Annotated in this window: 16 protein-coding genes; 3 read left to right on the top strand and 13 right to left on the bottom strand. The window is 47.4% G+C overall.

The window, feature by feature from the left end; genetic code table 11:
- Positions 1 to 9: 9 nt before the first annotated feature.
- Positions 10 to 984, top strand: coding sequence for a dihydroorotate dehydrogenase (locus UCH007_RS05815; protein ID WP_046961565.1), 975 nt, complete (start codon positions 10 to 12; stop codon positions 982 to 984).
- Position 985: 1 nt separating this feature from the next.
- Here the strand turns inward: UCH007_RS05815 and UCH007_RS05810 are convergent, their stop codons facing one another.
- Complete coding sequence (locus tag UCH007_RS05810; RefSeq protein ID WP_046961306.1) at positions 986 to 1558, bottom strand: flavodoxin family protein; 573 nt, start codon at positions 1556 to 1558, stop codon at positions 986 to 988.
- Complete coding sequence (ybeY, locus tag UCH007_RS05805; protein WP_046961305.1) at positions 1555 to 2037, bottom strand: rRNA maturation RNase YbeY; 483 nt, start codon at positions 2035 to 2037, stop codon at positions 1555 to 1557. Before ybeY ends, UCH007_RS05810 begins: the two co-directional genes overlap by 4 nt.
- Before the next feature lie 137 nt (positions 2038 to 2174).
- Between ybeY and UCH007_RS07795 the strand changes: the two genes are divergently transcribed.
- The gene (locus UCH007_RS07795; RefSeq protein ID WP_010937057.1) at positions 2175 to 2324 is read left to right on the top strand and encodes a hypothetical protein; all 150 of its coding nucleotides are present in this window, start codon (positions 2175 to 2177) and stop codon (positions 2322 to 2324) included.
- Between the two features lie 17 nt (positions 2325 to 2341).
- Here UCH007_RS07795 and UCH007_RS05800 read toward each other — a convergent pair whose 3' ends face one another.
- From UCH007_RS05800 to UCH007_RS05770, 7 genes are all read right to left on the bottom strand, one after another.
- Positions 2342 to 3346: a radical SAM protein gene (locus UCH007_RS05800; protein WP_046961304.1), complete on the bottom strand. Its 1005-nt coding sequence runs from the start codon at positions 3344 to 3346 to the stop codon at positions 2342 to 2344.
- 1 nt (position 3347) lies between these two features.
- Entirely contained in the window at positions 3348 to 3605 is a 258-nt protein-coding gene (locus UCH007_RS05795; RefSeq protein WP_012882408.1) for a hypothetical protein, read from the bottom strand.
- 96 nt (positions 3606 to 3701) lie between these two features.
- Complete coding sequence (locus tag UCH007_RS05790) at positions 3702 to 4271, bottom strand: DUF3795 domain-containing protein (RefSeq protein WP_046961303.1); 570 nt, start codon at positions 4269 to 4271, stop codon at positions 3702 to 3704.
- 187 nt (positions 4272 to 4458) lie between these two features.
- Positions 4459 to 5913: a glutamate--tRNA ligase gene (gene gltX, locus UCH007_RS05785; RefSeq protein WP_046961302.1), complete on the bottom strand. Its 1455-nt coding sequence runs from the start codon at positions 5911 to 5913 to the stop codon at positions 4459 to 4461.
- A gap of 57 nt (positions 5914 to 5970) precedes the next feature.
- Positions 5971 to 6471, bottom strand: a complete 501-nt coding sequence (locus UCH007_RS05780) for an RDD family protein (protein ID WP_046961301.1) — start codon at positions 6469 to 6471, stop codon at positions 5971 to 5973.
- A gap of 188 nt (positions 6472 to 6659) precedes the next feature.
- On the bottom strand, positions 6660 to 8744 hold the full coding sequence (locus UCH007_RS05775) for a bifunctional mannosyl-3-phosphoglycerate synthase/mannosyl-3 phosphoglycerate phosphatase (RefSeq protein ID WP_046961300.1): 2085 nt from the start codon (positions 8742 to 8744) through the stop codon (positions 6660 to 6662).
- A 123-nt stretch (positions 8745 to 8867) separates the two neighbouring features.
- Positions 8868 to 9635: a prepilin peptidase gene (locus UCH007_RS05770; RefSeq protein ID WP_046961299.1), complete on the bottom strand. Its 768-nt coding sequence runs from the start codon at positions 9633 to 9635 to the stop codon at positions 8868 to 8870.
- Between the two features lie 222 nt (positions 9636 to 9857).
- Here UCH007_RS05770 and UCH007_RS05765 point away from each other — a divergent pair, with 222 nt between their 5' ends.
- Complete coding sequence (locus UCH007_RS05765; protein ID WP_023652671.1) at positions 9858 to 10217, top strand: type II secretion system protein; 360 nt, start codon at positions 9858 to 9860, stop codon at positions 10215 to 10217.
- 139 nt (positions 10218 to 10356) lie between these two features.
- On the opposite strand, the gene UCH007_RS05760 is transcribed toward UCH007_RS05765, so the two are convergent.
- From UCH007_RS05760 to UCH007_RS05745, 4 genes are read right to left on the bottom strand one after another with little or no spacing between them, the layout of a single operon-like run.
- A complete protein-coding gene (locus tag UCH007_RS05760; protein WP_023652670.1) occupies positions 10357 to 11472 on the bottom strand; it encodes a type IV pilus twitching motility protein PilT in 1116 nt (371 codons plus the stop codon).
- An 11-nt stretch (positions 11473 to 11483) separates the two neighbouring features.
- The gene (gene pilM, locus UCH007_RS05755) at positions 11484 to 12968 is read right to left on the bottom strand and encodes a pilus assembly protein PilM (RefSeq protein WP_046961298.1); all 1485 of its coding nucleotides are present in this window, start codon (positions 12966 to 12968) and stop codon (positions 11484 to 11486) included.
- A gap of 5 nt (positions 12969 to 12973) precedes the next feature.
- Complete coding sequence (locus UCH007_RS05750) at positions 12974 to 13549, bottom strand: hypothetical protein (protein ID WP_015407204.1); 576 nt, start codon at positions 13547 to 13549, stop codon at positions 12974 to 12976.
- Between the two features lie 9 nt (positions 13550 to 13558).
- Positions 13559 to 14902 carry a DUF7305 domain-containing protein gene (locus tag UCH007_RS05745; protein WP_046961297.1) on the bottom strand — a complete coding sequence of 448 codons (1344 nt, stop codon included), beginning with the start codon at positions 14900 to 14902 and terminating at the stop codon, positions 13559 to 13561.
- Position 14903: the final 1 nt, after the last annotated feature.

Raw genomic sequence — 14903 nt, 5'->3', positions numbered from 1 at the left:
TTAAAGGAAATGTTGTGTTCTGTTGTCTCCAAGCCTTATAATCTTGGGCGTATGGCTGAACTTAATTTAAATGTAGATATCGCCCCGTATAACGCCCGCCAGCTTAGGCTTGCCAATCCGGTTATAGTGGCTTCGGGGACGTTTGGCTATGGTGATGAGTACCCTCACCTTTTTGACCGCAACCGGTTGGGTGCCATTGTCTGCAAAGCCACTACCCTGAAACCGAGGGAGGGAAACCCCCAGCCGCGCATAGCAGAAACTCCAAATGGCATGCTTAATTCCATCGGGCTGCAAAATATGGGGGTGGAGGCGGTTATCCGGGAAAAAGCGCCCCAGTGGTACACCTGGGACGTGCCTGTAATAGTAAATATTGCGGCTGAAAGCATAGAAGATTATGCTGAGCTTGCCCGGCGGCTGGATAAAGTGCCCGGTGTAAGCGGTATAGAAGTAAATATCAGCTGCCCAAACGTCAAGTGCGGCTGTATAGAGTTCGGTTCTTCACCCGAATCTGCCGCCAGGGTGACTGATGCAGTCAGGAATGCTACCACTTTGCCCCTGATAATAAAGCTTACCCCAAATACCAGCAGTATTAGCGAATTGGCAAGGGCAGTGGCAGATGCCGGGGCTGATGCTATTTCGCTTATAAATACCCTGCGGGGTATGCGTATAGATATTAAAAAACGGCGTCCCATACTGGGTAACCATACCGGCGGGCTTTCAGGTCCGGCTATAAAACCGGTGGCTGTTAGTATGGTCTATCAGGTATCCGGTGCGGTAAATGTGCCTGTTATCGGTGGCGGCGGTATTATGACTGCCGAAGATGCGCTTGAATTTATAATGGCCGGGGCAACCGCTGTTCAGATAGGCACAGCCAACTTGGTCAACCCGCGTGCCCCTATAGAGGTGCTTGAGGGTCTGGAAGCTTATGCCAGAGCCGAGGGGCTGAAAAGCATACGGGAAATAGTGGGCATAGCCAGAAGCTAGGTTATTTTTCTGCCAGCATCTGGCCCAGTTCATAAGCCTTCTTGAGGGTATCAGACTGGGTCTGGATAGCACCCAGATTGTCCACTCCGCTTACCAGCAGTTCGTATGAATATTTTACGTTCAATACCGCAAAAAAAGACCTCATGGTAGCTCTGACACCTTCAAAAACATCACTCTTTTTCATACCGCCTGTAGCCATAAACATGCCCTTGCGTTCACGGTCGTCACCCAGGGGCGGGGTTTTTAGCTTGTATTTGCGTGCCCAGAGTGACTGGCAGCGGTCTATCATAACCTTAAGCTGTGAGCTTACACCCATAAAGTGAATAGGGCTGGATACTATTATTCTGTCAGACTTTTCCATCTGGCTGATTACTTCGTCCATATCATCGCGGTAGCGGCACTCACCGGTATAAAAACAGTCATCACAGGCAGGGCAGTGGCCGATGGTCAGGTCTGATAAGTAAATAATATGGGTTTCCGCCCCTTTGTCTTTGGCCCCTCTGATAGCTTCGTGCAGCAGGGTATCACTGTTGCCGCCCAAACGGGGGCTGCCGGATAAACCCAGTACTCTCATTCCAGTATCTCCCGTATATGTTTCATGGCTATATCCTGGTGAGACTTCATAACTGCTTCGGCCACAACTTCGTGGTGGTCATAGCCCAGCAGGTGAAGCACCCCATGAATCAGTAAAAAGGCTATTTCATAATTGACACTGTGACCGGCGGCACTTGCCTGAATTTCTGCCTGGGGGTAAGAGATTATTACCTCTCCCAGATGGATATTTTCGTCAGGCGGGGTGGGAAAATCATCAGATGCGGTCAGATTTTCAGGGTTTTCCTCCAGCATATAAAACGAAAGCACATCTGTAGGCTCGTCAAGCTCTCGGTATTTGAAATTTAAATCTTTTATTTCTTCCTGACCGGTAATAACTATACCCAGCTCCGAATTCGGGTCTGCGGCTTGGGTTTTAAGGGTTTCGGAAGCTATCTTTTTCAGAAATTGGGAAGATACCAGTTTTTTGAAAGGCGGTTTAACTATAACGTTTATTTCCATATGCCTAAATAATATCACAGCCCCGAAAGGTGGTACAATCAGGCTTTAAGCGGTGTCTGCGGCGAAGCGGCTTTTGTTGGAAGCGAATACATGCTATAATGCTTCTTCAGTTTGTAAATAATTACGGAGTAAATATAATGGCTGTCAAAACCGAAAAGATTGAAAATACCAAAACTGCTCAGGAATTGCCTGACCTCAAAACCTTTATAACCGGGGTAAACAAAAAGGATAAGGTCAGCGGTCTGAAGATTCACTTTGCTTTCTGCAACCGCAAACGCCACGGTTAGTTTTCAAAAAACTTTAACTAGTAACTTATAAACGGGTGGCCGTTGCGCTGGAAATCAGGGATACAGTAGTCCTTGGCATCCGGTTCCTGAAGCCACCCGTTTTCTATTCCCAAAATATCCAGCATATTTATGGCGGTGCGGTATTCGGCCACAGATATAGTTCGGGCAAGCGGGGGCATATCTAAAGCCCGGTGGCAGGGGTAATACTGGGCCATCAGGCTGACTGTAATCTCGGTTGATAAATCTGCTATCCATTTGAGTGATTCTTTGCTGCCGGCCAAATCATCCGGCAAAATGAGGTGGCGCACAATAAGCCCCCTCTCGGCAATGCCATCTGCGTTGTAACGTACCCGTCCCACCTGGCGGAACATTTCCCGTATGGCGGCACGGGCATGGCCGACGTAGTCTTTGCAGCCAGAAATCTGGCGCGCCCATTCGTTATTGGCATATTTCAGGTCCGGCAGGTATATATCCACCACTCCGTCCAGCTCATACAGCGTTTCCAGAGAGTCATAGGCGTTGCTATTGTAGACCACAGGCACTCTCAGTCCCAGAGGTATGGCCTCTATCAGGGTGCGAAGCATCTGGGGGACGAAGTGAGAGGGTGAAACAAAGTTAATATTGTGTACCCCTTTGGTATTTTGTAAGTCTACAATCTGTCTGGCCAGAGTCTGGCAGTCTGTCTGGTTTTTCTGCTGGTTTTCAAAATCCTGGCTTATCTGGTAGTTCTGGCAGAAAGCACACCGCAAGTTGCAGTTTGAAAAGAAAACAGTGCCGGAGCCGTAATCTCCGGATATAGCCGGTTCTTCACCCAAGTGCTCGCAAACCGCAGCTACCAAAGGGGCGTTTCCGCTGTGGCAGTATCCCCCTTCAGCATTTAAAAGGCGGTTTACTCCGCATTTACGGGGGCAAAGGTCACACTCCGCCATACGCTCCTCAAGCCGCAAGAGCTTCTTTTGAAGCTCTCCGGATTCATAAAGCTCAAGGTACCTGGGAGTGTACTCGTCTGTATCCCTATTCAACCTAAATCCTTCCCTGCAGTTTCAGGGCTTTTTCAATGGTTTTACGTACAGATTCAGTTTCAGCCTCGGTTTTCATACCCAAAGCGTTTATTATAAACGGCCAGGCTTCTTCTTCGGTTACCCGGTCAACCTTAGTGCCGTCGTTTTTCTTTACAATCCGGCGGAACAGGGGGCGGTTATCTATAGAATCCCAGTAGGGGATGGTGCCTATTTTTATCAACCAGTTAATAGCTTCTTCTTTATTTACCTGCTGGCTCATATATACTCCTCGTCAGTCAAAGTTATATAGGGAAAATGTGGGGGTATCAGTGCTTGCCGGGCGGGGGGATAAACGAGGAGTGACCTATTGTCATATTCAGCAGACCTCTATGCCAAGTTTATTTGCCAGTTCTTTCAGGCTGTTACTTACAGCCAGAGTGGCATCTCCTACTGATTTATACCTCTTTTTGCTGTTTTCATCAAGTAAATTTTCAAGGTCTGTCAGGGGCAATAACTGAACGGCGCGGCAGTAAAATGCTTTCTTGCGGCCGTCATTATATTTACCGAGCAGGGTTTTCAGCAGACTTTCTTTGCGGAGACAGGTATCTAAAAAGGCTTCAAAACCGTTTTCTTTTATCTTGGATAAATTGTTTATGCGGGTTTGGTATGACGGATAACCGGGTAAGTCTTTGGTAACGGCTTTCAGGCGGCTTATGCGGCTGCAGGTATCTATCTCAGGGCAAAGCCCGCAGCTCTCCAGTTTGCCGTGTTTAAAAGCGCAGCTGATAATGCCGCAGGAGGGGTGTTTTTCGGCGAAATCTTTGCCGGCACAGCCCGGACAGCGTGATGAGCCGCTGGTGTGGTAGCGCGGACAGGCATAGCACTCCAGTCCGCACAGGGCAATACAGGGGTATTCCTTTTGAAATCTAGAACCCTCGTTTGCCATCACTTTACTTCTCCGTCACTGTTTATCAAATAACTGATGGTCAAGTTTCTGCTAAACGTTTGTTTAGCTGTGCTTTGCGGCGGGTTTTTCCGTACCTGCTGCCATATCTTTTCGGCTGTAACAATCCCCGTAATCTAGCCGGTAACAGTATGTTTGGCCTTATCCCTTCACTATCTATTAAACTACCCTAGGAAGGCATTTCAGACAGTTTGGCAATAGCCAGAGCTATCCTCCCAAGGCATCTTTCCCTGCCCAGCACCTCCATTGTCTGAAAGAGGGGAGGGGCAACCAGCTGGCCGGTGGATGCAGTTCGAAGCATACCGAATAACTGTCCCGGTTTTAGTTCCAGCTCAGCAGCCAGCGGGCGGATATGTTCCTCCATACTTGCGGCATCGAAATTCGCCAATGCTGCAAGCCGGTTATTGGCTGCTTTCAAGGCAAAAAGACTGGTTTCTTTAGTCAGTTTCTTATCAATAAGCAAAGCCGGGTCATAGCTGATACAGTCTGAATATATAAACCAGCAAAGCTCTGCCAGTTCATTTAGCTTCTTGACCCTTTCCTGTATCAGGGGCATGACTTTGGTGGTGTAGTCAAGGTTTAAACGTCCGGATGCGGCAATGCGTTCATCTTTTTCCAGAAAGGACATAGCCCGGCTGGCAAGGTCCGGGGCGGAAAGGGTGCGGATATACATGCCGTTCATCCAGTCCAGCTTTTCGTAGTTGAAAATGGCGGCAGTTTTGCTGACCTTTTCCAGGCAGAAATACTCTATCAGCTGATTCCGGCTGAATAGTTCGGTCTTATCATCGTAAGCCCAGCCTAGCAGGGACAGGAAATTTACCATAGTTTCCGGCAGGTATCCTGCCTGTTTATATTCTATAGTTGAAGTTGCCCCGTGCCGCTTGGAAAGTTTGGAGCGGTCCGGCCCAAGTATCATGGGCAAATGGGCGTAAAGGGGAGGGTTATAACCCAGTGCCCGGTAGAGTAAAAGATGCTTTGGGGTGGAAGGCAGCCACTCTTCCGCCCGCAGGACATGGCTTATCTGCATAGCGTGGTCATCCACTACGCTTGCCAGATGGTAGGTGGGGAAACCATCTGATTTCAAGATAACAAAATCGTCCTGTTTGGCATTGTCAAAAGTTACTTCCCCGCGTATCAGGTCTGTAAAAGTGGTTTGTCCGTCCCGGGGTATTTTAAAACGGATAACTGCACCTTCTTTTTGTCCAAGGCACAAATCACGGCAGCATTGGTCATAACCCGGCGGTTCTTTACGGGCTATCTGGTCTTCCCTCATTTTATCCAGTCTTTCGGAAGAACAGTGGCAATAATATGCCTTGCCTTCGGCAACCAGCTTTTCGGCGGCATTGCGGTAGAGGGAAAGTCTTTCAGACTGGTAGTAAGGGGCATAATCACCGCCTTTGTCCGGGCCTTCATCCCAGTCCAGCCCCAGCCAGTTCAGGCTTTCCAGTATAGATTCCACCGCCCCTTCCACGTAGCGTTCACGGTCAGTATCCTCTATGCGGACAATAAATTTACCGCCGTTGTGTCTGGCAAAGAGCCAGTTGAACATAGCAGTGCGGATATTGCCCAGATGGGGGTAACCCGTTGGGCTGGGGGCGTAGCGTACTCTTACTTCATTTGTCATTTTGTCCTGCCTTATAGATACAGCCCGTCATTCGGAGGGCTGTTTGGATATTTAGTTTCAGGTAGCTTGGGGTGCGGTAATCTCAGGTGGTTTGGGTAGTTTGACTACTACTGTATTTGCCATTTTATCATGCCAGCCCTGTTTGCGGCGGTCACAGACAATCCAGAAAAGCCCCAATCCCAAGGGCAGGCTGGCCAGAATAAGCCCCAGAAAGCGGATAAAGGAAATTCCCAGTGAAACCCCTGAGCCGTCTGTCTGGATAACTTTTATCTGGGCAACCATCATACCGGGGGTCTGTCCGCGCCAGTACCAGAAAAATACAAAATAGGCTACCAAAACAGATAGCGAAAGCACATTGGTAAATGCTATAACCGGGGCTGCTAGCCACCAGATACCGGATAGGCTGTCTATATTCCAGAAAACCGGTATTTCAAACCAGTGTACAGGTACAAAGGTCGAAGAGATAATACTGATAATTATGTCGTCTATAATAAATGCTCCGAATCGCCGCCAGAAACCGGCAAATTCCAAAGCTAAAGGGCTTTTTATATGGGTCATTATTAATGCACACTCCTGCCAGACTTGGCTTGGGGGTATTATACATCTAAATAGGGCTTAATCCTAGTAACCCGAAAGCAGAACATGCTTAAACAGTACCGGTGAAATCTCCGCGGAATATATTTTACCGCAGGCGGATTTTGTCAGGAAATAGCGCAGGTCAATTTTTAAGCGGGCTGTTTTATCACTTATTCCATGGGCAGTATTATGTCAGTAACTGCCCGGCTGAAACCCTCCGGCCCCACCCCTCTGACATAACTGGGATTACGCAATCGCATCTTGTGCCATTTGTTGCCGGGGCGTTGCACCAGTATGGGAGAGTCCACCGTTTCCAGCATGGAATAGTCATTTTCGCTGTCACCCAGACCAAAGGTGTGGATATTGCCGAAATTCAGGCGGAAAAGTTCGTTTAGTATCTTTATGGCTTTGCCTTTGTCATTCCCGCCGGTGACTTCGTAAAAACGTCCCCCGAAACTATATTCCAGCCCGCTTTGCTGTATATGGTTCAAAACAATATTGGTGCTTCTCTTATCACCCTCTATGTGTACGGTTTCACTGTATTCACGCTGTTTGGCCAGTTCAGCCTGTTTCAGGTTAAGGTCAGTAAGGCGGCTGACATCCTCCACAGACATATCCCCGAAGCTGGTAATAAATATATTGCCGGCTTTTTCAGAGTTTTCTATCTCGGTGCAGGCTTCCGCCAAGGCTTTTTTAAGAATATGGCGGATATCTTTGTAGTTCATTCCCAGTTCAATCACCAGATAATTCCCGGCTACTCTGTCATAAGCAAAGGGCAGGCGGAAGTAATCTTTGGGGATAAATATAGCTCCCCCGTTTTCAGTTATAAAGGGGTCTTTTATACCCAGTTCGTTGCGGTACAGGTCTTGTTCCCCCATGGTCTTGGCAGAACAGAATACTAGAGGCAGTTCTTTGTCTTTTAACAAACGCAGGGCATCCAGTGCGGTTGAATATGAATAAGTCAAAGGGTTCAGCAGAGTGCCGTCCAAGTCAGTATATACAATCTTTTTAAATTGTCCTGATGAAGGCAGGCGGGAAGGGCGGGCTACCCGTGAAATGAGCTCTCCGTCCGGCAAAACCATCTGGGGCAGGTATTTTTCGATAGTGGCTGAAAATTTCGGAAGGTCCATTTTCTGGGGGGGAGGAATCAGCTTTATATGGGGTATCTCAGGGTTGCTTTCCATTCCCTCAATTCCTGCCAGTTGGGTTTCAATCATTTTCCGGCCGGCTTCGTCAGCCAGAGGGCTGTGATATATGACCGCCAGACTGGGTAAAAGCATATCCTGTATCAGGTGGTCGCCGCCCTTGTCCTCGTGAAGGTGAGGATTAATGGTTTCAGTCTGGAGTATTTCCACCCCTTCTTCAGCTACTTCCCTGTCTTCTATAGGCAATATGCCGCTGAATTGTTCCAGTATGGACATAATCTCTTTGGTTTCCACCGCATAACCTGTGCCGTAAGTCAGGCGTTTAGCCAGCTCTATGCTCATGGCATGTTCACCGGCATTGCCGGTTTTGATTATCTCGGTTTCAAATTTACCCTTGCTGGATATCAGGTGATTGAGGTGTTTATTGGTAACCTCTGACACCCGTCCCCAGCGTTTGAAATATAGTTCTCCTACCAGCTTGGGCTTGTACTTCCAGAGCACCCTTACCATGGAATATGGCGACTGAGCCAGATTAAAACCGGTGGCGAAATGTTTTGCGTATTCCCAAACTGCCCCCGGTATGTAGTTGTCGGTATCTATAAAACCCACGTATTCCCGCCCGCTGAACATAGTCAGTATAATACCCAGTATCATACCCTCTGCCTTGCCGCTGCGGATAAGCCCGTCTTCCCCCAGCAGTTCGGGGTAGCCGGCATCTGCAATAGCATTTGCCAGTTCGGGGTTTTTCTGGTGGACAACTATAGCCTGGCGGTGGGTTATACGGCAGAAGCGGTTTACTATGTCTTTTTCATTCTTGAAATTATCCACTTCCTGTTTGGAGCTGTTGCTGATAACTATCATCAGGCAGTCATGGGGTACGCCGCTCAGTACACCTTCAAAAACCTTCAGGTCTTCGTCCTTTATAGGCAGGATGATAGCCATTTTCTTTTCAACATCTGAAATAGCCTGTTGGTCTACCATCTCTACTTCGCGGCTCTCCTGCAGGTGCGGCAGGCTGGGAGCACCGGAATCAAGTTCTAAAAAACGCCTTACGCCGTGTATGGTTACGTTTCCCAGATGTTCGGCGGGGCGCAGGCTTTCAATTCGCATAGCGGGAAAACTCCTTTAAACAGGTATAAATATACCGGTACGGCGGATACGCCTTATTTTAAGCTGAAACCGGACAGGTATCAAGGTGCCAAGGACAATTTGAAAAGGGTGCGGCGGAAAAGCTCAGGCCAAACTCAGGTACCAGTCCATAATCTGGCTGCCAAAGAGCATGGCGGTTACAGCCCCGACTGCCAGAAAAGGCCCGAAGGGAATAGTCTGACCTTTGCGGCGTTTACCGGAAAGCATCAGAGCGGCGGCTGCCAGACCACCCAGCACTATGCCTGCGAATATAGCTACAAAGATATTGGGGAAGCCGCAGACCAGCCCGATAAAACCGGCCATCTTTATATCCCCTTCTCCCATGCCCCCGCGTGAGGCAATATATATCAGCAGAAACAGCCCGAAACCGGTCAGCCCGCCAAAAAACGAAGAAGACAGGTTTGCCAGCAGACTGTCCCCCGTTAGATAAAAGGGCGAAAGTAACAGTGCCAGCACCATAAAAGGGTAAATAATTACGTTCAGGATAAGCCCTTTTTCAAGGTCTATTACAAACAAGGTTATAAATACGCAAAGGTACACAAGGCTTATTGCCAGTGCCACACCTGGACCCAGTATTACCCAGAACAGGGAAAACAGGCAGGCAGTGGCTATTTCCACCCACAAAGCTCTTGCCGGTATTTTCGCCCCGCAATAGCGGCAATGCCCCTTGAGGAAAATAAAACTCAAAATAGGTATCAGGTCAGGCACACCCAATCTTTTGCCGCAGGTATCACACACAGAGCCGGGTGTGACGATGGATTTTTCAGCCGGCAAACGGTCAGACAGCATGTTTATAAAACTGCCCAGGACAGCCCCCAGCAGGAAAAAGAAAATAACCCAACCGATAAACATAAAATATATTGTGGCTTTTTTTTGCCGAACCGTCAAGTGATTTATATACGAAAGTACTGGTGAGGATATATACAAATGGGCATAGGGTGTATTATAATCCCTGTATAAAGGTGTTACTATATAACTATTGACCATATAAGGGTCTATAAACTATCTTTAAAGTAACTATCATTACAAAACATGGTAAAACATAATACAAAAACGAAAGGTGGTGAAAGACAAATGTACAAATTCATGAAGAAACTCCGCAAGCATCAGAAAGGTTTCACCCTGATTGAACTTCTGGTAGTGGTAGCCATTCTGGGCGTTCTGGCGGCTGTTATCGTCCCCAACGTTGCTAAATTCATCGGCTCCGGTACTGTAGAAGCTGCCAATACAGAAGCTCATAATGTTCAATTGGCTGTAACAGCTTATATGGCTGAGAATGGCGGTACTGTACCTGCAGATACTGCTGCTCTGTCCAGTTACATTATGGGAGAATTAACTGGTACTTATACAATTGGTACTGATGGGACCATTACTGGTACTTCATATGGAGATTTAGTATGGTCTGATGGAAAATGGGCTGAGGCAACAACCTAAGAGTAACTTCTATTAATTAGCTAATTAATAAGGGTCTGCTTTACGGCAGGCCTTTATTATATTTACCCGCATTAAACGGCCAAACAAAAGGGGCGGTTCACATGAACCGCCCCTTTGATTTTATCAGCAAAAAAACTGTCTAGAAGAGCAGACTCTTGCCGCTCTCAACCATTTTTCTGCGTTTCTGGCTGCTTGAGCTGCTGCTTATCAGCTTTTCCACCTCGGCCGCATCCTGACAGTAGTTAAACAGGTTTTCACGGCTGATTACCTGCTGGCGGTAAAGCTCTACCAGGGCCTCGTCCATGGTTATCATGCCCTCATCATGGCTGGTGCGGATAACATTCGGCAGCTGGTAAAACTTGCCTTCGCGGATAAGGTTTCTGACTGCCGGGCTTCCCAGCATTATTTCCACTGCCACTACCCGTCCGTTAGTATTAGCACGGGGTACCAGAGTCTGGCAGAGTACACCCTCAATCAGCGAAGCCAGACGGGTCTGGGCCAGATGCCTTTCATGGGGCGGGAACAGGTCTATGATCCGTTCCAGAGCCTGATAAGCACTGGGTGCGTGGGAGGTGGAGAGTACCAGATGGCCTGTTTCCGCAATTGTCAGTACAGCAGCGGCTGTATCCAGATCACGCATTTCACCCACCATTATTACATCAGGGTTTTGGCGGAGTACATGCTTCAGGGCGTGGCCGAAGGAAAGTGTATCTGAACCAAGCTGACGCTGGGTAACGGCGCATTTTATACATGGGTGAACATACTCAATAGGGTCTTCAATAGTCACCACATGTTTATTTTCGGTGTTGTTCAGGTGCTGTATCATGGCGGCCAGGGTAGTGCTTTTACCGCTGCCGGTGGGGCCGGTCACAATAACCAAACCCCGGGGTTTGGTTATCAGTTTCTCGCATATATCCGGCAATTCCAGTTCACTGATAGTGGGTATATTGGGCGGAAGCAGGCGTATAGCCAGACTGATAGCTCCCCTTTGCATAGCGGCATTGCACCTTAGCCGTCCCACACCATCAAGCGAGTAGCCGAAATCCAACTCCCATTCCTTGTAAAAAGATTCCCGTTCTTCATGGGTAGTCAGCTGCTCAAAAGCTGCTTTAATATCTGCCGGTTGCAGCTGTTCATGGGAGTTCAGGGCTTCAAGGTCTCCCCGTACCCTGACCAGCGGCGGGCTTTGGGCTACCAGATGCAGGTCTGAGCCTTTTTTCTCTTCGGCTTCGTAGATTAGTTTTATAACATCCATATTTTACCAGACTAGTTTATTAAAACAATTTCAAAATGATATATAGGTTCGGAGTCCAAGATGGTTTCCATCATTTCAGTTATGATTACATTTTGCCAGCGGTTGCTGCCGCGGAGTATGCCGGCATATTCCAAAATAGCCGTCTTGGTTAAGCAATATCCTCGTATGGTTAGGACATTAGTTTTTGTAACAATCTTATCACCTTGATATGGCCCGTAATCTATAGTGTAAAATCCAATATTGCTGGAATGAAGGTTGTAAATGGCTTTATAGTCGCCGGTAATGGTTTCCCGCCCCTGGTACATATCCCAGAGCATGTTGTTAAGCACGGTTACCACCGGTTCTACCTCGGCAAGAGATTTCTGAGTGTTGGCAATCTGGGCATTGATAGTCGAAAGTTCCGCTCTCTTTTGTACCAGGGCAGTTTCCTGTGCCTGTACCTGCGGTTCAAGTGCGTTGTTCTTTTGTTTCATATCATCAATATAAAACCAGCCCCAGACAAGCCCTCCCACCAGAAGGGCTATCACAGTGGGGACAAGTACAGATGCAGGGGAAGTGCCCTTGGGTTTGTAAAAACCCGGCATGGCGTTAATGTTGATTAGTGAATTCTGGTTATCTGCTCCGACAGGCAGTTCTCTCAGTGCCATACCCATATTTACAATATAAACGCTGGGGTCAAAGCCTTCGCCGGCAACAAACGGGGAGGGTAGGCTGGAAATCTGATTGCTCAGCTCATCAAGCAGTAAAGGCCATGAGTCAGGCTCTTTTGCCAGTTCACCGGAGACCAGCACCGGTACGCTTTCATCCAGCGGGCTTTCGGTGTGACTGGAATTGTAAAAAGTGATAGTCCTGGCCAATTCCTCGGTAATGGTGCTTATCCGCTCAGCTAGAGACTGGCTTTCAATAGGCAGTGACAAACTGCGGATAACCTGTGGGATGCGGTCAATAATGACGGCAATATCCACGTTATCCAGCCAGTTGCTTACAATAATAACCTTTTCCATATTGGCACAGCGGCAAAGAGACAGCGGTGCTATATCCAGCACTTCCAGCCTCAGCCCGGCTTTGTTTACTGTTTTTATTACGGAATCAGTGGTGTTTTTCGGGTGGGCTACAATAAATACTTTGGTTTCTCCCTGAGCGGAAGGGAGTATCTGGTAAGACAGGTAATTCTGGTCCATGGGGGTGGGAATTACCCGGTTAGCCTCATTTTTAATAGCTTCGTCGAGTATATTTTTTGGTACGGCCGGCAAGGTAATAATACGGAAGATAGATTTAAGACCGCTCATAGCCGCTATAACTCTGCCTGCCGGTATCTTTTCACGGCTGAGCAGAGCCTTTATTTCTTCGGAAACCTTGGTTTCATCCTGAATAAGCCCGTCTACAACCAGCCCTGCTTCAAGAGGGGCACTGGCCCATTTCTCTATCTTTTTACCATTGTTTACAAGGACCTTTATTTCGGCATCTTCAATATATAGCGTCGTTGTTTTAGCCATATTATTTAACCCTCGTAACTTATCAGTAAAAGAGTAATGGTTATTGCAGGTTTGGGTAGTGCATCATCGGCGGTGGTGGTATCAAAGGTCAGGTCTATAACATCCATACTGCCGGTCAGAAAATCTTCACCCTTGTCTATAGCTGATATAAAACTGAGGATAGGGTGGATATCCCCCCTGACTACAATCTTGAATTCGGTTATCTTGAAGTCAAGTTTATTCAGTGTCAGTTTGGTAGCTTCAGATGATGAGAAACTAAGTACATCCAGTCCGGATTCAGCCGCTAGTTGTACCAGTACGCTGGCATATTCTATAGATTGAATCATTTCCGGGAACTGGCCTTTTGCCTGAGCAAGTTTACCTAGGGCTTCCTCTAGCTGGGCGGCCAGCTGGTTTGCCTGTTCGGTAGAGGTGGCAATATCTCCAGCTACTTTGGGTATAGACAATTCTGCCAGAGCAATGCGGTTCTCCAGGTCTGTTTTGCGGCTATCCTCATTTTCGAAGAGGATAAACAGACTGGCTCCGGCAATGATAATTAAACCGAATGCCAGCAGTGCCCACGACGTTTTACTTATTTTCATAAATACTCCTTAGCCGCCTAGTACAGTCTGTGTGTCCCATGTGAGTATTTTAAGTTCAACAGAATTACCATTGAGATATGGATCAAGTGCAGATAAATTCCAGTCAGTGCGGAAAGTGATGGAAGAGTTGCTGTTCATGGTGATACTTTGGGCAATTACACAGCCGGTTATATCGGTATTTGCTGAAAGTTCAAGATGCCCATTCGGGGCATAAACAATTCCGATAATATCAACATTGCTATCTATAATTACTGTGCCTGTTTCGGAAATAATAAGAGGGGGGCGTTGATTCGGGGTAAGAAGACAATCTGTATTGGAATTCAGTGTAAGGTTGCCGTTAGCGATAAATGTGAGCGGACCATTAAAAGTATTGTTTGAAGATACAGTCATTGAGCCAGCAACGTAAACAAGACAACCGGCAGGGTTAGTAAAATTTATATGCGAGTTTGATTTGAAATCCAGATTACCACTTACGTAAAGAGCTGTTCCCCCGAAGTTAAATGTGGAATTGCTTGTTGTTGTGAATGAGCCTTCTATATAAAGGTTTTCGTTAACTGTAAGGGTTTTATTGCTGCTGATGCTGAGATTGCCAATTAGATGGGTGTCTCCATTTATAGTACCGCCAGAATTGTAGGCACTGGCTATTTTAATAGTGCCATCAGCAGCACTCATTGCCTCAAGCATAAATAAAGAAGTATCCAGTGTTGAAGTATTTATGGCGGTATTGGGGAAATAGCCTTGTTCAATATTGCCTACCCCACCAGTTATTGTGCCGCTGGCGGTAGCAGAACCTTCGATATCAATATTAGCTGAAGAACCTACGATAATATCGCCATTGGCGATTATATTACCATTATCCATATTGGGAAATGAGGAAACAGTGGTGTTGTTCTTTATAATTACATCACCGTCAAGAGAGGTAATGGCATTATCAAACAGCCCGCCTCCGCTTAGCTGATATTTTAAGGTGGCCCGAGTGGTGATGGATTTGCCGTTCAGGCTGGCTTTTGAGACCACTTCATAATAACTGCCCGCGTCATGCGCGTCATGGTAGATCAGTTTTACCTTAACTGCACTGCCGTTTAAGCCAGATAGATTATAGGTACGGGAAGTGCTCTCAGCGTTTGGCAGACCAACGCCGCCGGTTTTGATAAGATTTATAGCCCATTCCACTCCGGCATCCGAATCATAAATCCCTGCAGTACGTTCCTCAATAGCTGTACCCTGTTGAAGTCCGGAACCTATCAGCATCAGCAGGGGAGGCAACATGATGGCACCTATTGCCAGAAAGATAAGGGCTATGGCCAGTGAAGCCCCTTTTTCCCTCCGGACGAGTTTTTTTATGCTAAACATG

Origin of the sequence: Dehalococcoides sp. UCH007 (genome assembly GCF_001010485.1) — a bacterium.
GTDB classification, from domain to species: Bacteria; Chloroflexota; Dehalococcoidia; order Dehalococcoidales; family Dehalococcoidaceae; genus Dehalococcoides; species Dehalococcoides mccartyi_A.
The sequence above is the reverse complement of the archived record's forward strand: the minus strand, read 5'-3'. Positions and strand labels throughout refer to the sequence as shown.